The following is a 16,295-nucleotide window of genomic DNA, read 5'->3' on the forward strand; positions in this document are numbered from 1 at the left end:
CGCAACGCCGCTTTTCCGGCAGGGATGCGCCGGCAATGGACAGACATTTTCCCAACACCCGGATGCGCCGCGGCCGCGCGGCCGCCTGGAGCCGCGCAATGCTGCGCGAGACGGTGCTGACGCCTGCCGACCTCATCTGGCCACTGTTCGTGACGGACGGACAGGGCGTGGAGGAGCCGGTGAAAAGCCTGCCCGGCGTTTCGCGCTGGTCGGTCGACGGCGTGGTGGCGCGGGCGCGCGAGGCCGTTAGCCTCGGCATTCCGTGTGTCGCGGTGTTCCCCAATACGCCAGCCGGCCTGCGCTCGGACGACGGGGCCGAGGCCTATAGCCCCGACAACCTGATGTGCCACGCGATCCGCGCCATCAAGGATGCCTGCGGGGACGATCTCGGCGTGCTGACCGACGTGGCGCTCGACCCCTACACCAGCCACGGGCAGGACGGGCTAGTCGATGCGAAGGGCTATGTCGGCAACGACGATACCGTTGCGGTGCTGGTCGACCAGGCGCTGAACCAGGCAGCGGCGGGCGCGGACATCGTCGCCCCGTCGGACATGATGGACGGCCGGGTGAAGGCCATCCGCATGGCGCTGGAGATGGGCGGGCACCCCAATGTGCAGATCATGGCCTACGCCGCCAAGTACGCCAGCGCCTTTTACGGGCCTTTCCGCGATGCGGTGGGCAGCGGCGGGCTGCTCAAGGGCGACAAGAAGACCTACCAGATGGACCCGGCCAACGGCGACGAGGCGATGGCCGAGATCGCGCTCGACGTGGCCGAGGGCGCGGACAGCGTGATGGTGAAGCCCGGCCTCGCCTACCTCGACATCGTGTGGCGCGCGCGGCAGCGGTTCGACGTGCCGGTCTTCGCCTACCAGGTCAGCGGCGAATACGCGCTGATCGAGATCGGCGCGGCGGCGGGCGTGGGCGACCGCGACGCGCTGCTGATGGAAAAGCTCATCGCCTTCAAGCGTGCGGGCTGCGCGGGCGTACTCACCTATCACGCGCCCGTGGCGGCGCGGCTGCTCGGTGCCTGACGTTCTCGAAACCGAGCGGCTGCTGCTGCGCCCGCCGAGCGCGGAGGACCTGCCGTTCCTGCTCGCCGAGATGAACACGCCCATGGTCATGCGCTATCTCGGCGGCGAGATTTTCTTCGAAGCGGACGTGACGAGCCGTCTTCAGGCCGACATCGATGCCTTTGCGCGCCCCGACGGCTGGCGGCGCTGGACGCTTGTGCGCCGCGAGGATGGTGTGCGGGTGGGCCGCTGCGGGCTGTTCCGCGTCCGCATGGAAGCCGCGCCCGATGCCCTGCGCGGACAGCCCGAGATCGGCTGGACGCTGGCCGAGGCGTATTGGGGCAAGGGTTATGCGACTGAGGCGGCGCGCGCCGTGCTTGCCCACGCCTTTACCGCGCATCCAGTGATTTACGCGCAGACCAGCGATTCCAACGCCGAATCCACCCGCGTCATGCACCGCCTCGGCTTCACCCGCCGCGAGGATCTCGGCTACGAGGATCCCGACTATCCGCCGCGCGACAACCCCACCACGGTCTGGTCGCTCGCCGTCAAGGATTGGCAGGCGGATGTCTGACTTCCGCCACGAAACCGACCGCCTGGTCCTGCGCGACTGGCGCGAGGGCGATGCGGCGCGGTTCTTCGCCGTCACCGACACGCCTGCCGTCATGCGCTGGCTCGGCGGCCGGCTGACGCAGGAAAGCCGCGCGGCGTTGCTGACCCGGGTGACGAACTGCCGCGCCGCCAACGGCTTCTGCTTCTGGATCGTCGAGCGCAAGGACGACGGCGGCCACCTGGCGGGCGAGGTGCTGGGCTTCTGCGGGCTCAAGCGCGCCGATGCGCCGGGCAGCAGCGTTTCGGGCGCGATGGAAATCGGCTGGCGGCTGCGCGAGGATGCCTGGGGCCGCGGTTACGCGAGGGAAGCGGCGCAGGCTGCGCTGGCGCTGGCGTTCGAGCGGTTCGGGGCGGAGGAGGTCGTCGCGCTGACCGTCGAGGGCAATGCCCCGAGCCAGGGCCTGATGCGCCGCCTCGGGATGCAGCGCCGTGCGGATCTCGACTACGAGGACACGCGCTACGGGCCCGACCTCAACCCCACCATAGTCCACGCCATCACCGCCCCGGCGTGGCGGGCGGGAGCGCATGGCTGACGCGCATCCCCGCGTGCGCCGCTGGCTGTTCGTGGCGACCATCGCGGCGGGTAGCTTCCTGCTGTTCCTCGTCCAGCCGATGGTCGCGCGCATGACCCTGCCGCGGCTCGGGGGCGCGCCCAATGTGTGGAACAGCGCCCTGCTGGTCTACCAGGCGCTGCTGCTGGGCGGCTACGCCTATGCCCATGCCATCGGGCGCTTCCCGCTGCGGCGGCAGGGGCTGATCCACATCGCGGTCCTGCTGCTGGGCGGCCTGACCCTGCCGCTGGCGCTCGCCGACATCGCCCCGCCCGCGCCCGGCTGGGAGGCGCTGTGGGTGCCCTGGCTGTTCGTGCTGACCGTGGGTCCGGCATTCCTCGCCGTTTCCGCGCAGGCGCCGCTGATGCAGCGCTGGTTTGCCGCGCATCCCGCCTCGGGCAACCCCTATCCGCTCTATGCCGCATCGAACCTCGGCAGTTTTGCCGGTCTGCTGGCCTATCCGCTTCTGGCCGAGCCGCTGCTGACGATCGGCCGGCAAAGCTTCTACTGGGCCATCGGCTACGTCCTGCTGATCGCGCTGGTCGTCGCGGCCATGTGGGCGAGGCGACACGTCGCCGCCCCGGCAGAGACCGGGGAACCCGCTCCGCGCCACCGAAGCGACCGGCGCACAGTGGCCCTGTGGCTGGCGCTCGCGGCGGTGCCGTCGGGCCTGATGCTGTCGACCACGACATTCCTCACCACCGACATCATGGCGATCCCGCTATTGTGGGTGATCCCGCTCGGGCTCTACCTGCTCAGCTTCGTCATCGCCTTTGCCGCGCGCCGCGCGCTGGCGAGCCTGCTGGTCTTCCTCGCGCCGGTCGTGCTGCTGGTGGACGGCAGCCTGTCGATGTTCGCCGCGGGCAGGGCGGACCTGCTGGCGGCCACGGCCAGCGTCATGCTGCTGTTCGTCGTCGCCACCGCGCTCCACGCCCGGCTCTACGACGCGCGCCCGCCGGAGAGCGAGTTGACGCGCTTCTACCTGGTCATGGCCCTTGGCGGCGCGCTCGGCGGGCTGCTGCCCGCGCTCATCGCCCCGGTCGTGTTCGATTGGACCTGGGAGCACCCGCTGCTGCTCCTCGCCGCCGCGCTGCTGCTGCCGCTGGATAGCTGGCGGCAGGCCATCGCCGGGCGCTTCAGCCATACGCGCAGCCTGCGCCTTTTCCTTATCGCCGCGCTGGCGCTGCTGTTCGCCTTTTCTCTCGCCATGTTCCCGCCCACGCTGGCCGAGACGCGGCTCGGCCCGGGCCAGTGGGCGGCGCTCGGCGGAGTACTGGTGCTGGCGCTGGTGCTGGCCGCGCGGCGCTGGTCGTTCGTGGCGGGAGTGGCCCTGCTGCTGCTCGCCTTCGGCGGGATCGCCAACCTGCGCGTGACGGCAGAGGGCCTGCGCGAACGCAGCTATTTCGGCATCTACTCGGTCCGCACCAGGGCCGACGGCGCGACCCTGCTGATGCACGGCACGACGATCCACGGAATTCAGCGCACCGAGACCACGCCGCGCGAGCCGACCGCTTACTACGGCCGCACCTCCGGCGTGGGGCGCGCGCTGGCGCAGGCCGATGCCGATGCGCGCGTGGGCGTGGTCGGCCTGGGGGTGGGCACGCTCGCCTGCTATCGCCGGGAGGGGCAGGACTGGATCTTCTTCGAGATCGACCCCGTCGTGCGCGGCTTTTCCGACCGCGGTCTGTTCACCTACCTCGCCGACTGCGCGCCGCAGGCCGAAGTGGTCATCGGCGACGCGCGCATTGCGCTGGAAGGAGTGCCGCCCGCCAGCTTCGACGTGCTGGTGATCGACGCCTTTTCCTCCGACGCGATACCGCTGCACCTGATGACCGACGAGGCGATGGGCATCTACCTGCGCGCGCTGAAGCCCGGCGGCCTGCTGCTGATGCACGTGTCGAACAACTACATCCGCCTGCAACCCGTGGTGGCGCGCGTGGCCGAAGAGCGGAGGCTGGCAACCATGCTGCTGGCCGATCCCGGAAATCCGGCGCGCGAGGTCTATCCCTCGACCTGGATCGCGCTCTCGCCCCGCCGCGAGGCACTGGTGGCGCTGGCGCGGAATGGTAAGTGGGAGGCGCTGCCCGTGCCCCGCGGCCCGGTGTGGACCGACGACTACGCCTCCATCCTGCCCTACCTCGCCTGGGAGAACTTCCTGTGAGCACCGACCCGAGATTCCCCGGCGCGACCATCATAGCCTTCGAGGGCAAGGTGCCGCAGATCGACGACAGTGCCTTCGTCGCGCCGGGTGCGCGCATCATCGGCGACGTCACCATCGGCCCGCAGGCGAGCGTGTGGTACAACTGCGTGCTGCGCGGCGACATTCACCGCATCGTCGTCGGCGCGCGCAGCAACGTGCAGGACGGCAGCGTCTTCCACGTCGAAGGCCCGCGGCCCGATACGGAAGGCGAGCCCACGATCATCGGCGAGGACTGCGTGATCGGCCACATGGCCGTGGTCCACGGCGCGCAGCTGGCGAACCGCGCTTTCGTCGGCATGGGAGCGGTGGCGATGGACGGGTCGCAGATCGCCGAGGGCGGCATGCTGGGCGCGGGCGCGCTGCTCTCTCCCGGCAAGGAAATCGGCCCCGGCGAGATCTGGATTGGCCGTCCTGCCAAGTATTACAGGACGCAGGACGAAGCCCAGATCGCCAAGATCAGGTTCCAGACCGAGCGCTACTGCAAGCTGGCCGAGCGGCACTTGGCGGAACTGCGGGGCGGCTAGTCTTTGACCAGCGCCCTGAGCGCCGCGATCCGGTCCGCCTCGTGCACCGGCTTGTCCCAGCGGATGCGGTGGATGCGCGGGAAGCGCATGGCAAGGCCGCTCTTGTGGCGCTTGCTCTCGTGGACGCTGTCGAACGCAACTTCGAAGACCAGCGAACGATTCGTCTCTCGCACCGGGCCGAAGCGGTTGACGGTGTTCTGGCGCACGTGGCGGTCGAGTTTCTTCAATTCCTCGTCGGTGAAGCCGGAATAGGCCTTGCCGACCGGCAGCAATTCCGCGCCCGCATCGGGATCGCCGTCCCAGCAGCCGAAGGTGTAGTCAGAATAGAAGCTCGAGCGCTTGCCGCTGCCGCGCTGGGCGTACATCAGCACGCAGTCGATCAGCAGCGGATCGCGCTTCCACTTGTACCACAGCCCCGTGCGGCGCCCGGCAACGTAGGGGCTGTCGCGGCGCTTGAGCATGAGGCCTTCGATCGCCTCGTCACGGGTGCCTTCGCGGATCTCGGCAAGGTGGTCGAAATCGCGCGCGTCGAGCAACTGGCTGATGTCGAAATGGCTATCGGGCAGGCGCGGCATCAGGCCTTCAAGCCGCCGGCGCCGGTCCGACCAGCCGTGCTGGCGCAGGTCCTCGCCGTCGAGCATCAGCACGTCGTAGAGGCGGACAAAAGCGGGATAGTCGGCGAGCATCTTTTTGCTGACCGTCTTGCGCCCCAGCCGCTGTTGCAGCGCGTTGAAACTCGCCGCGCCGCCTTCCTCGCCGCCTTGGTGACTGCCGCGCACCAGCAATTCACCGTCGAGGATGGCGGGAAAGTCGAGCATCGGCAGCAATTCGGGAAAGGTAGCAGAAATGTCGTCCCCGCCGCGCGAATAGAGCCGCGTCTCGCCGCCGACGTGGACCAGCTGGACGCGGATGCCGTCCCACTTCCACTCGGCGGCATAGTCGGCGAGGTCGACGCGCAACTCCTCCAATGGGTGAGCCAGCATGAAGGGACGGAACAGCGGCATGTTCGCCGTATCGGGCGGCGGGGCGCCGCGCGTGGCCCAGTCGAACAGTTCGGTGAAGGGCGGGGCGAGCGCGTGCCAGTATTCCTCGACCTCGTCGACCGAGACCTCGAACGCCTGCGCGAAGGCGACCTTGGCGAGGCGGGTCGAAACGCCGATCCGCATTCCGCCCGTGGCAAGCTTAAGCAGCGCATAGCGGCCCGAGGAGTCGAGCCGGTCGAGCAGGCGCGGCAATTCGGCGAGCACACTGACCCGCGTCATCGCGTCCAATGCGCCAACGGCCTCGCTCACGGTGGGCGCAGGCGTGGGGCTGCCCAGCGGCTCGGGCCAGAGGAAGCTGGCCGTTTCCGCCGTGTCGCCCACGAAATCGCGGCTGAGTGTCCACAGCACAGGGTCCACGCGCTCCTTCAGCAGGTTGCGGATCGTGCTCGACTTGACCGCCTTGAAATCGAGCCCGTCGGTCAGCGCCGCGAGCGCCCAGCCGCGGTCGGGATCGGGCGCGCTGCGCAGGTATTCGGCGATCAGCCGCAGCTTCTCGTTGCGGCTGCGGGTATAGACGAGCGCGTCGATGAGGGCGGCGAATTCCTCCATTATTCAGACCGCCAGCCTTCCCTTCTCACTTTTGAAGACAAGCCGGAGTAGGCAGTATCGCCGCGTAGAAACTGGTCTCGCGGAATAGCAGGGATGCTTTTCCAAGCGCGCACTATCGTTCGCACATCCCAGAAGAAAGTTTTCAAGCTTTGGTTCTGTTTGTCAGTGATGGCTAAGAGGCGCTTATCGCGCAGTAGGTAAGCTCTTCTTCGCTCAAAAATGGCAAGGTCACCATTAGCTTCAACCGCCATATCAATAGCGATCTTTCGCCAAGCCTCCTTAAGTTCGAACCCGTCTGCTAAGCAAAATCCGAACGGCTCGTCGCTAGTACTCATTCCGGCCCTGCCTTCACCTCAATCGTCCTCATCCTCGTATCCGACCATTGCCAGCGCCCGCGCGCGGCGCTGGTGGAGCTGGTGCCAGCGCAAAAGCGCCTCCTCGCGGCCGTGAGTGATCCAGGTTTCCTGCGGGTCGACCTCCTGGATGGTGCGGGTGAGCTCGCCCCAGTCGGCGTGGTCGGAGATGACCAGCGGCAGCTCGACGTTGCGCTGGCGGGCGCGCTGGCGCACGCGCATCCAGCCGCTCGCCATGGCGGTGATCGGGTCGGGCAGGCGGCGGCTCCAGCGATCATTGAGCGCCGAGGGCGGGCAGACGACGACATGGCCGCGCATGTCGTCCTTGGTGTGGTCGCTCACCAGCCGCAATTCGCCGAGGTCCACGCCGAAATCCTCGTAGAGCCGGCACATCCGCTCCATCGCGCCGTGGAGGTAGATCGGCTGGGTGTGCCCCGCGGCGCGCAGTTCGGCGATCACCCGCTGCGCCTTGCCCAGCGCATAGGCACCCACCAGTACGCAGCGGTCGGGATAGGCGGCGAGGCGGTCCAGCAGCTTGGCCATCTCCTCCTCGATGGGAGGATGGGTGAACAGCGGCAGGCCAAAGGTCGCCTCGGTGATGAAGATGTCGCATGGCGTCACCTCGAACGGGGGGCAGGTCGGGTCTGCGCGGCGCTTGTAGTCGCCGGTGATGACCACCCGCTCGCCCGCGTGCTCGAGCAGGATCTGCGCACTGCCGAGGACGTGGCCCGCCGGAATGTAGGTCGCATCGACCCCGCCATCGAGCCGCACCGTCTCGCCGTATTCGACCGGGCGCGTGGCGCCGCCGTCGGGCCCCTCGCCGGTGCGATAGCGCAGCGCCATGATGGCGAGCGTCTCGGGCGTAGCGACGGTCTTGCCGTGGCCGCCGCGCGCGTGGTCGGCGTGGCCGTGGGTGACGAGCGCCTTGGCGACCGCCTTCGAGGGGTCGATCCAGCAATCCGCCGGCTTGACGTAGACCCCGTGCGGGTCGGGTACGATCCAGGAAAAGGGCGCGGCCATTGCCTGCTAGAAGTGGGGGGCGGGGCCTTCGGTTCCTATCCCCGCCTTTGGACCTACCGCCGCCGCTCCGCCGTGCGCCAGGCGTCGATGGCATCGTCCTGCATGAGGATACGGTTGCGCGGATCGGCCTGCCAGCTCGTTTGCGCGTCGGGTAGTTCTACGCTGCCGCGTCCACCGGGCATCGGCACGGTGACGACCTCGTCGCCCACGCGCACTTCCACCGGCATGGCAAAGGCAAGTGACGACGGCGTCTGCCACGACAGCGCGAGGGTGGAGCCGTCCTGCACCACTTCGAGCCGGGGAAGGGCGGCCTGGTAGAAATAGGCATCGAAGAACCAGCGAAGGTCGGGCGCGCCGTGCGCCTCGAGGATGCGGCGGAAATCATCAGTCGTGCGGTTCACCGGCCGTATCGTGCCGGGCAGGGGGTCCGTAGTGCCGTAGGTCATCTCGGTCAGCGCGGGGAACAGCACCTCGTCGCCTACGAGAGTGCGCAGGGTGTGCATGACCCAGGCGCCTTTGTAATAAATGTCCGTGCCCCAGCCCGCCTCGGCATCGCCGTAATCGGGATGCTCGCTGTCCGGCGGCACGAGCGGGACGCGGCTGAGGATGGCCTTGCGGTTCTCCCACATGGCGGCGTCGTAGAACATCTCGCCGCGCGCCCAGCCGAGGTAGAGCGGCTGCATCCAGGTGCCGATGCCCTCGTGCAGCCACATGTGATTGAGCGTGGCGTGGGTCAGCTGGTTGGCGAACCATTCGTGAGCGAATTCGTGCGCCAGCAGCCAGTCGTAGCCCAGCGGATCGCGCCGGAACTGGTTGCCGTAGGCGTTGATGGTCTGGTGCTCCATGCCGAGGTGCGGGGTCTCCGCTACGCCTGCCTTTTCGTCGCCGAAGGGGTAGGGGCCGACCGTCTCCTCGAAAAAGGCGATCTGGTCGGCGAGTTCGCCCAGCAGGCGTTCGGCTTCCTCGCCGTGGCCGGGCAGGTGCCAGAACATCAGGGGGATTTCGTTGCCGTAGCGGCTGGCATAGCTGCGCTCGGCAAGCTCGTAGGGGCCGATCTGCAGGGCGATGCCGTAGTTCGACGGATCGCGCGCCTGCCAATGGAAAGTGCGCGAGCCGTTGCGATTGTCGTATTCGCCGACCAGCCGCCCGTTCCCAGCCGCGACAAGCCCGTCAGGCACAGTGACCAGCAGGTCGAGCGAGGCGCTGCGATGCGCGGAATGGTCGATGCACGGCCAGAACATGTCGCAGCCCTCGCCCTGGATGCTGGTGGCGATCCACGGCTCGCCTCCGGGCGCGGTCGCCCAGGTAAAGCCGCCGTCCCATGGCGGGTTGGCGGCCACATGGGGCGTGCCATCGTAGACGATGGAGACCAGCGCGCTTTCGCCAGCCCGCATCGCGCGCGGCAGGTCGATGGTCAGCAGGCCGTCGGGATTGCGCCAGTCCGCAGCGGGGACGGGAACGTCTTCCACCTCGATCTCAGCGATGCGGTAGCGAGGATCGAGATCGAACTGCAACTGCGCGGTATCCGCGGTGGCGATGACCTTGTGAAGGACGCGCCCGGCGATACTGCGTGTGGCCGGGTCCACCGAGATCGAAAGCGATGCATGCTCGATATGCGTGGCGGCGCGGGGCCCCTCCAGCGGCAGGTCGGTCTGCGCGGTGCGTTCGGCGAGGGGGGGTGCATCCTGCGCGAGCGAGGGCGCGGCAGCGACGAACGCAACAAAGGCGAGGCTGGCGGCAAGGCGGCGTGGCGTCATGCCTCCGGGTTAGCCCGGCAGGCCGCGCCACGCCATCGCGAAAAGCCTACTCCTCGCCGCTCTGGCCGCTGTCGCCGGCATCCGAGGCCGAGGTGTCGGGGGTCTTGCCCGCGGCCTTTTTCTTGCGCGACGACTTTTCCTTGGGCGGAGCCGGGGTGAGCTCGAAGGCCGGCTTGTCGTCCTTCACGCTCACGTGCACCTCGCCGCCGCGCGCCAGCTTGCCGAACAGCAGCTCCTCGGCGAGCGGCTGCTTGATCCGCTCCTGGATCAGGCGCGCCATGGGCCTGGCACCCATCAGCTTGTCGTAGCCGCGCTTGCCCAGCCACTCGCGCGCATCGGTATCGAACTGGATGTGCACGTTCTGCTCGGCGAGCTGGAGCTCCAGCTGGAGGATGAACTTGTCCACCACCCGGCTGATCGTCTCCGGGCCGAGGTAGGCGAATGGCACCACGGCATCGAGGCGGTTGCGGAATTCGGGGGTGAACATCTTCTTCACCGCCTCTTCCGAGGCTTCCACCTTCTGCCCCGCGCCGAAGCCTATGGACTGCTTGCTGGCATCAGACGCACCCGCGTTGGTGGTCATGATCAGCACCACGTTGCGGAAATCGACGGTCTTGCCGTGGTGATCGGTCAGCATCCCGTTGTCCATTACCTGCAGCAGGATGTTGAAGAGGTCCGGGTGGGCCTTTTCGATCTCGTCGAGCAGCAGGACGCAGTGCGGGTGCTGGTCGATGGCGTCGGTCAGCAGGCCGCCCTGGTCGTAGCCGACGTAGCCCGGAGGCGCGCCGATCAGGCGAGAAACGCTATGGCGCTCCATGTACTCCGACATGTCGAAGCGCTTCAGTTCGATTCCCATGACGTTTGCCAGCTGGCGCGCGACCTCGGTCTTGCCGACGCCGGTGGGGCCGGAGAACAGGAACGAGCCGATCGGCTTGTCCGGTTCGCGCAGGCCTGCACGGCTGAGCTTCATCGCGGTCGATAGCCGTTCGATGGCCTCGTTCTGGCCGAAGACGACGCGCTTCAGGTCCTTTTCCAGGTTCGCCAGCGCGGCCTTGTCATCCTTGCTGACGGACTTGGGCGGGATGCGCGCCATGGTCGCGATGACCTTTTCGATCTCCTTGCTGGTGATCGTCTTGCGGCGGCGGCTGGGCGGTACGAGCATCTGCATCGCGCCGACCTCGTCGATCACGTCGATGGCCTTGTCGGGCAGCTTGCGGTCGTTGATGTAGCGCGCGCTCATCTCCACCGCGGTCTTGATGGCATCGGGCGTGTACTTGACCTTGTGATGCTCCTCGAAGGCAGAGCGCAGACCTTTGAGGATCTTGATCGTGTCCTCGACGGTCGGTTCGTTCACGTCGATCTTCTGGAACCGGCGCAGCAGGGCGCGGTCCTTTTCGAAGTGGTTGCGGAACTCCTTGTAGGTGGTCGAGCCGATGCAGCGGATCGTCCCGCTCGACAGCGCGGGCTTGAGCAGGTTGCTCGCATCCATCGCCCCGCCGCTGGTCGCGCCGGCGCCGATAACGGTGTGGATCTCGTCGATGAACAGGACGGCCTCGGGCATCTTTTCGAGCTCATTCACGACCTGCTTCAGCCGCTCCTCGAAATCGCCGCGATAGCGGGTGCCGGCGAGCAGCGCGCCCATGTCGAGCGAGTAGATCACCGCGTCCTCGAGCACCTCGGGCACCTCGCCCTCGACGATCTTGCGCGCAAGGCCCTCGGCGATGGCCGTCTTGCCAACGCCCGGATCGCCCACGTAGAGCGGGTTGTTCTTGGACCGGCGGCAGAGAATCTGCACCGTGCGGTCGACCTCCGGCCCGCGGCCGATCAGCGGGTCGACGCGGCCGTCGAGCGCCTTCTGGTTCAGGTTCACGCAGAACTGGTCGAGCGCGGAATCCTTCTTCTTTGCATCGCCCTTGTCGTCGCCGCCCTTGGCCTGCGCCTCGTCCTCGGCCCCGCCCGGCGAGCGGTTCTCCAGCTGCTTGCCGCCCTTGCCGATGCCGTGGCTGATGAAGCTGACGGCATCCAGCCGGCTCATGTCCTGCTGCTGGAGGAAATAGACCGCGTAGCTGTCGCGTTCGGAAAACAGCGCGACGAGCACGTTGGCACCCGTCACCGTGTCCTTGCCGGAGCTCTGCACGTGCAGGATGGCGCGCTGGATCACGCGCTGGAAACCGGCGGTCGGCTGCGGATCGGCATCCTCCTCGGTCTTCAACGACTGGTATTCCTGGTCGAGATACTGGCGGACCACGCCGGCCAGTTCCTCGAGGTCGACACCGCAGGCGATCATCACCTCGGCAGCGTCGCTGTCGTCGACCAGCGCCAGCAGCAGGTGCTCGAGCGTGGCATACTCGTGCGCACGGTCGATCGCGTGCTGGATCGCATTGTGGAGGGTCTTTTCGAGGTTCTGCGCGAAGCTAGGCATTGCAGTCCTTGGTTGGTCCCGGTGCGAAGTCCCGGGCATGGGAGGAAGGTGCGGCCCACATGGTTAACGCGGGCCTAATGGCAGCGCTTGACGGCGGATTAAGGAGGATACCTGTTCCGGCCGGCGGCCTGTCGGTGGCTTGTCGAAACCTATATGGGACGCGGCCCGCGCATTTCGAGGGGTCGAATGATCCCCCGGCGCGCGCATCAATCGGTCTCTCGCGGCTTGAACAGCGTGTCGGCGAAGCGACGGTGGTCGGCGGCCTTCGCATGGTGCGCCCTGATGCGGGCGATCTCCGCCTCCAGCAGCGCGATGCGCGCCGTCAGTTCGTCCTGCGAGTAGCTGTCCAGCTCCTCCTTCGCGAGGAGGGCCGCTGCGTCCGAGCGCATCCGGGGACGGTCGTCGTCTTCCATTGCCGGCCAGCATCATGTCGCCGCCGCTTGCTGTCAATGGGGGCGCGCCCTAGGGACGGCGGAACGCGGCGCCGGTGTGGCGCGCGGGACTCAGCAGGGGGCTCGATGGTCGACCAGTTGCCGGACAGCATGACCGTCATCGAGATTGCCGAGCCCGGCGGACCCGACGTGCTGCGCCCCGCCACGCGCACGGTGCCGCAGCCGGGGCCGGGCCAGGTGCTGGTCAGGGTAAGCCACGCGGGCGTCAACCGCCCCGACTGCCTGCAGCGCGCGGGTCGCTATCCGCCGCCCCCGGGCGCGTCGGACATTCCCGGGCTGGAAATCGCGGGCGAGGTCGTCGCGCTGGGCGAGGGCGTCGATCCGGCCGAAACGGGCCGCCGCGTCTGTGCGCTGGTGACGGGCGGCGGCTATGCCGAATACTGCCTCGCCCGGCCCGAGCATTGCCTGCCCGTGCCCGGTGCCCTGCCGATGGCACAGGCCGCGGCGCTGCCCGAAACATTGTTCACCGTCTGGCACAACGTCTTCCAGCGCGGCTTTGCCCGCGATGGGGAAACGCTGCTCGTCCACGGCGGGACCAGCGGCATCGGCACCACCGCGATCATGCTCGCCCGGCTGTTCGGAATGGACGTGCTGACGACCGCGGGATCGGACGACAAGTGCGCGGCGGCGCTTGCAGTGGGCGCGAACCACGCGATCAACTACAAGACCGAGGATTTCGGCGAACGGGTGCACGAGCTGACCGGCGGGCGCGGGGCCGACCTCATCCTCGACATGGTCGCGGGCGATTACACCCAGCGCAATCTCGATTGCCTGGCCGAGGACGGCCGGCTGGTGGTCATCGCCACGCTCGGCGGCGCCAGGTCGGAAATCAACATGGGCAAGCTGATGGTCAAGCGCCAGCAGGTCACCGGCTCGACCATGCGGGCCCGCTCCGACGTGTTCAAGGCCATGGTCGCCGACGAGATCTTCCGCGAGGCATGGCCGCTGGTCGAGGAGGGCAAGCTGCGCCCGGTGATGGACCGCACCTTTCCGCTTGCCGAGGCCGCCCAGGCCCACGCGCGGATGGAAGCGGGAGAGCACGTGGGCAAGATTGTACTGGAGGTAAAGCCATGAACACCAAGGCCTCGACAGCGCGCTGAACCGCATTTGCTTGCCCCGCGCGGGCAAAGAGCCTACATCGCACCCTGCAACGGCCGCTCCGCAAGGGGCGGCCCTATTTATTTCGGAGACATTCCCGTGGCCAACCAGCCCAAGCCTCTCATGCCGCACGCCACCGCCAGCTGGCTGGTGGACAACACCTCGCTCAGCTTCACGCAGATCGCGGACTTCTGCGGGCTGCACATCCTCGAAGTGCAGGCGATGGCGGATGATCTGGCGGGTAGCAAGTACACCGGCCGCGATCCGGTGCACTCGGGAGAGCTGACGCACGAGGAGATCGAGAAGGGCCAGGCCGACGCGAACTACGCGCTGGTCATGCAGAAGGCCCCGGTTGACGTCAGCCGCACCAAGGGCCCGCGCTACACGCCGGTCTCCAAGCGGCAGGACAAGCCCGACGGCATCGCGTGGATCATCAAGAACCACCCCGAAATCTCCGATGCGCAGATCGGCAAGTTGATCGGCACCACGCGCAATACCATCAACGCCATCCGCGAGCGCAGCCACTGGAACATCCAGAACATCACGCCCAAGGACCCGGTGACGCTGGGCCTGTGCTCGCAGCGCGAGCTCGACGCGGCGGTGGCCAAGGCGGCGAAGAAGGCCGCGGCGCAGGCTCCTGCCGAGGAGGCCACGGATGGTGACGACAGCGTCATGGCTGCCGCTCCGGCGAAGAAGGACGACCGCGAGGCCCTGATCGAGCAGCTGAAGGCCGAGCGCGAGGCGGCGGCCAAGGCGGCGGCGCAGGCCGCGCAGGAGGCCGAGGTCGAGGCCTGGCTCGAAGCCAAGCGCGAGGCCGAAGCCAACCCGGCGCCCGAACCCGGGCCCGAGTCGCTTTAAGCTTCGCTATAGCTTAAACGAAAGGGGGCGGCCTCGATGGACCGCCCCTCCCTCTCCACGAACCGGTTGGCCGGATCAGCCGGCGGCGAGTGTCATCTTGCGCTGCGCGTCCTGAGCATCGTCCTGGGCCGCGACGGGCGCGGGGCGCTGCGCGGCCTTCTTGCCGAGCGGGGCGAAGCGCCCGTCGACCGTGGCGCCCTGCTCGATGGTCAGCGTGTCGTAGGACACGTCGCCTTCGATCCGCGCGCTCTTGAGCACGACGAGGTTCTTCGCCTCGATCTTGCCGTTGACGTGGCCGGACAGGCGCGCGGTCTCGGCGCGGATCTCGCCTTCGACGCGGCTGCCCTCGCCCTGCACCAGGCTGGCGCAGGCGATATCGCCGATCACGGTGCCGTCGACATGCAGGTCGACGGTGGCTTCGATGTTGCCGCGGATGGTGACATCCGGGCCGATGACGGAAAAGGTGGAACCGTTAGCCATTGGTGCGACTCCCTGGCGTGGTGTTGGATTGAACGGCGAATCCTGCTCGGGCTTCTTCGAGAACATCGGGTGCGGTCTCCAGGAAGGGCCGCGGATTGACCGCGCGGCCGTTGATGCGAACCTCGAAATGGAGGTGGGGGCCGGTCGAGCGGCCGGTGTTGCCGATGGCGCCGATCACGTCGCCGGCTGCCACTCGGGTGCCTATCCGGGTGGCGAAGCGCGACATGTGGGCATAGCGGGTGACCATGCCCTGCCCGTGGCTGATTTCCACGACATTGCCGTAGCCGGAACGCTGGCCGACGAAGCTCACCCGGCCCTCCGCAGCGGCGTGAATCGGGGCACCGATGGGGCCGCGGAAATCGAGCCCGGAATGCATCGTCGCGCTACCGTTGAAGGGGTCGCTGCGATAGCCGAAGCCAGAGGAAATCGAGCGGATGTCGGCGGGCATGACCTGCGGGATGGCATCGAGGCCGTTTTCCAGCGCGGCCATGCGCGCAAGGCTTGCACCCATGCGGCGGAAGCGCGGATCGATCGAGCCGTCTGCCTCGGAGGCGAGACCCTCGAAGGGGCCGCCCATCGCAGCGGCGTTGGCGTTCATCACCACGCGCGGGTCGAGGCCCAGCGAGCGGATGGCAGCCTCCGTGCGCGCGGCACGGCGATCGGCGTAGAGCGTCAGCGCCTCGACCGCGGCAAGCTGGCGGGCTTCGACCTCGGCAAGGCCGACGGCCTGCGGGAAGACGTCCTTCATCATCGAGATGAGTTCGGCCGATTCCTCGGACGAATCGGACACCGTGTGCTCGGCGTCAGCGACCAGGTCCTCGGGCAGCATGTCGACGATCCCGTCGAGCATCTTCTGCCGCGCCTCGAGATCGGCAACGGTGGCGCTGAGATCGTCCGAATAGGCGTCGAAGCGATCCTCGGCGGTGGCGACCTGCGCCTCCCGCTCGAGCAGCGAGGCACGCTCGCTGCTGGCGCGATACTGGCTGAACGCCGCGCCGCCCAGCGACACGACGAAGGCGAGCGCAGCCGCACCGGCCACGCCGGCGGCGGTCATCTGCATGCGCGAGGTAACGGTGATAAAGCGGACCTGCCCTTCCGAGCGCATGAAGAATTCGCGCTCGGGAAACCAGCTCCGCAGGCGGTCGAGACCGCCAGCGACTTTGTTTTTCAAAACGACCCCATCCCATTGCGGCGGTTTTCGAGGGGCGACATGACGGCTGGCCGGCCATGCGTCGAGTCGAATACGCGCCCGTTCGGGGCGAGACGAACCGACCACGCGATGAATCGTTGCAACATTGTGAAATTTTCCACTGCCGTGCGGGAACCATCCGCCGAATCGTTAATTTCCGGCGCCCCGGCGAATCGA

General features: G+C 67.8%; 15 protein-coding genes. 7 read left to right on the plus strand and 8 right to left on the minus strand.

Annotation, left to right across the window (positions count from 1 at the left end):
* Positions 1 to 35 precede the first annotated feature (35 nt).
* The 5 genes from hemB to AAW00_RS08885 are packed head-to-tail and all read left to right on the plus strand — an operon-like array spanning position 36 to position 4,897.
* The gene (gene hemB / locus AAW00_RS08865; protein WP_047003988.1) at positions 36 to 1,031 is read left to right on the plus strand and encodes a porphobilinogen synthase; all 996 of its coding nucleotides are present in this window, start codon (positions 36 to 38) and stop codon (positions 1,029 to 1,031) included.
* Positions 1,024 to 1,584 (plus strand): GNAT family N-acetyltransferase, encoded by a 561-nt coding sequence (locus tag AAW00_RS08870; RefSeq protein WP_047003989.1) that lies wholly within the window; start codon positions 1,024 to 1,026, stop codon positions 1,582 to 1,584. The genes hemB and AAW00_RS08870 overlap by 8 nt, the downstream gene beginning before the upstream one ends.
* Positions 1,577 to 2,155, plus strand: coding sequence for a GNAT family N-acetyltransferase (locus AAW00_RS08875; RefSeq protein ID WP_047003990.1), 579 nt, complete (start codon positions 1,577 to 1,579; stop codon positions 2,153 to 2,155). The genes AAW00_RS08870 and AAW00_RS08875 overlap by 8 nt, the downstream gene beginning before the upstream one ends.
* On the plus strand, positions 2,148 to 4,334 hold the full coding sequence (locus AAW00_RS08880) for a fused MFS/spermidine synthase (protein ID WP_047003991.1): 2,187 nt from the start codon (positions 2,148 to 2,150) through the stop codon (positions 4,332 to 4,334). The genes AAW00_RS08875 and AAW00_RS08880 overlap by 8 nt, the downstream gene beginning before the upstream one ends.
* On the plus strand, positions 4,331 to 4,897 hold the full coding sequence (locus AAW00_RS08885; RefSeq protein WP_052761857.1) for a gamma carbonic anhydrase family protein: 567 nt from the start codon (positions 4,331 to 4,333) through the stop codon (positions 4,895 to 4,897). The genes AAW00_RS08880 and AAW00_RS08885 overlap by 4 nt, the downstream gene beginning before the upstream one ends.
* Here AAW00_RS08885 and AAW00_RS08890 read toward each other — a convergent pair.
* The 6 genes from AAW00_RS08890 to AAW00_RS08910 form a co-directional block, all read right to left on the minus strand.
* Positions 4,894 to 6,489: a cisplatin damage response ATP-dependent DNA ligase gene (locus AAW00_RS08890; protein ID WP_047003992.1), complete on the minus strand. Its 1,596-nt coding sequence runs from the start codon at positions 6,487 to 6,489 to the stop codon at positions 4,894 to 4,896. The two genes, AAW00_RS08885 and AAW00_RS08890, sit on opposite strands and share 4 nt — an antisense overlap.
* A complete protein-coding gene (locus AAW00_RS14995; protein ID WP_156170021.1) occupies positions 6,489 to 6,824 on the minus strand; it encodes a hypothetical protein in 336 nt (111 codons plus the stop codon). Before AAW00_RS14995 ends, AAW00_RS08890 begins: the two co-directional genes overlap by 1 nt.
* A gap of 18 nt (positions 6,825 to 6,842) precedes the next feature.
* Positions 6,843 to 7,862: a ligase-associated DNA damage response exonuclease gene (locus AAW00_RS08895; RefSeq protein ID WP_047003993.1), complete on the minus strand. Its 1,020-nt coding sequence runs from the start codon at positions 7,860 to 7,862 to the stop codon at positions 6,843 to 6,845.
* 53 nt (positions 7,863 to 7,915) lie between these two features.
* Positions 7,916 to 9,619, minus strand: a complete 1,704-nt coding sequence (locus tag AAW00_RS08900; protein ID WP_047003994.1) for a M1 family metallopeptidase — start codon at positions 9,617 to 9,619, stop codon at positions 7,916 to 7,918.
* Between the two features lie 46 nt (positions 9,620 to 9,665).
* Positions 9,666 to 12,041, minus strand: a complete 2,376-nt coding sequence (gene clpA, locus AAW00_RS08905) for an ATP-dependent Clp protease ATP-binding subunit ClpA (protein WP_047003995.1) — start codon at positions 12,039 to 12,041, stop codon at positions 9,666 to 9,668.
* Positions 12,042 to 12,247: 206 nt separating this feature from the next.
* The gene (locus AAW00_RS08910) at positions 12,248 to 12,454 is read right to left on the minus strand and encodes a DUF1192 domain-containing protein (RefSeq protein WP_047003996.1); all 207 of its coding nucleotides are present in this window, start codon (positions 12,452 to 12,454) and stop codon (positions 12,248 to 12,250) included.
* 105 nt (positions 12,455 to 12,559) lie between these two features.
* On the opposite strand from AAW00_RS08910, the gene AAW00_RS08915 reads away from it, so the two are divergent.
* Both AAW00_RS08915 and AAW00_RS08920 read left to right on the plus strand, forming a co-directional pair.
* A complete protein-coding gene (locus AAW00_RS08915) occupies positions 12,560 to 13,567 on the plus strand; it encodes an NAD(P)H-quinone oxidoreductase (protein ID WP_047003997.1) in 1,008 nt (335 codons plus the stop codon).
* A gap of 147 nt (positions 13,568 to 13,714) precedes the next feature.
* Entirely contained in the window at positions 13,715 to 14,449 is a 735-nt protein-coding gene (locus AAW00_RS08920) for a DUF1013 domain-containing protein (RefSeq protein ID WP_047004538.1), read from the plus strand.
* Positions 14,450 to 14,524: 75 nt separating this feature from the next.
* Here AAW00_RS08920 and AAW00_RS08925 read toward each other — a convergent pair whose 3' ends face one another.
* Both AAW00_RS08925 and AAW00_RS08930 read right to left on the minus strand, forming a co-directional pair.
* Positions 14,525 to 14,929 (minus strand): bactofilin family protein, encoded by a 405-nt coding sequence (locus AAW00_RS08925; RefSeq protein ID WP_047003998.1) that lies wholly within the window; start codon positions 14,927 to 14,929, stop codon positions 14,525 to 14,527.
* Positions 14,922 to 16,100: a M23 family metallopeptidase gene (locus tag AAW00_RS08930; protein ID WP_047003999.1), complete on the minus strand. Its 1,179-nt coding sequence runs from the start codon at positions 16,098 to 16,100 to the stop codon at positions 14,922 to 14,924. Before AAW00_RS08930 ends, AAW00_RS08925 begins: the two co-directional genes overlap by 8 nt.
* Between the last annotated feature and the right edge of the window lie 195 nt (positions 16,101 to 16,295).

The sequence above is a fragment of the Aurantiacibacter luteus genome (genome assembly GCF_001010945.1).
Lineage (GTDB): Bacteria > Pseudomonadota > Alphaproteobacteria > Sphingomonadales > Sphingomonadaceae > Alteraurantiacibacter > Alteraurantiacibacter luteus.

Coding starts and splice junctions, on each gene's coding strand:
- hemB (WP_047003988.1), top strand. CDS start 36: ATGGACAGACATTTTCCCAACACCCGGATGCGCCGCGGCCGCGCGGCC.
- AAW00_RS08895 (WP_047003993.1), bottom strand. CDS start 7,862: ATGGCCGCGCCCTTTTCCTGGATCGTACCCGACCCGCACGGGGTCTAC.
- AAW00_RS08890 (WP_047003992.1), bottom strand. CDS start 6,489: ATGGAGGAATTCGCCGCCCTCATCGACGCGCTCGTCTATACCCGCAGC.
- AAW00_RS08910 (WP_047003996.1), bottom strand. CDS start 12,454: ATGGAAGACGACGACCGTCCCCGGATGCGCTCGGACGCAGCGGCCCTC.
- AAW00_RS08880 (WP_047003991.1), top strand. CDS start 2,148: ATGGCTGACGCGCATCCCCGCGTGCGCCGCTGGCTGTTCGTGGCGACC.
- clpA (WP_047003995.1), bottom strand. CDS start 12,041: ATGCCTAGCTTCGCGCAGAACCTCGAAAAGACCCTCCACAATGCGATC.
- AAW00_RS08875 (WP_047003990.1), top strand. CDS start 1,577: ATGTCTGACTTCCGCCACGAAACCGACCGCCTGGTCCTGCGCGACTGG.
- AAW00_RS08900 (WP_047003994.1), bottom strand. CDS start 9,619: ATGACGCCACGCCGCCTTGCCGCCAGCCTCGCCTTTGTTGCGTTCGTC.
- AAW00_RS14995 (WP_156170021.1), bottom strand. CDS start 6,824: ATGAGTACTAGCGACGAGCCGTTCGGATTTTGCTTAGCAGACGGGTTC.
- AAW00_RS08915 (WP_047003997.1), top strand. CDS start 12,560: ATGGTCGACCAGTTGCCGGACAGCATGACCGTCATCGAGATTGCCGAG.
- AAW00_RS08925 (WP_047003998.1), bottom strand. CDS start 14,929: ATGGCTAACGGTTCCACCTTTTCCGTCATCGGCCCGGATGTCACCATC.
- AAW00_RS08920 (WP_047004538.1), top strand. CDS start 13,715: ATGCCGCACGCCACCGCCAGCTGGCTGGTGGACAACACCTCGCTCAGC.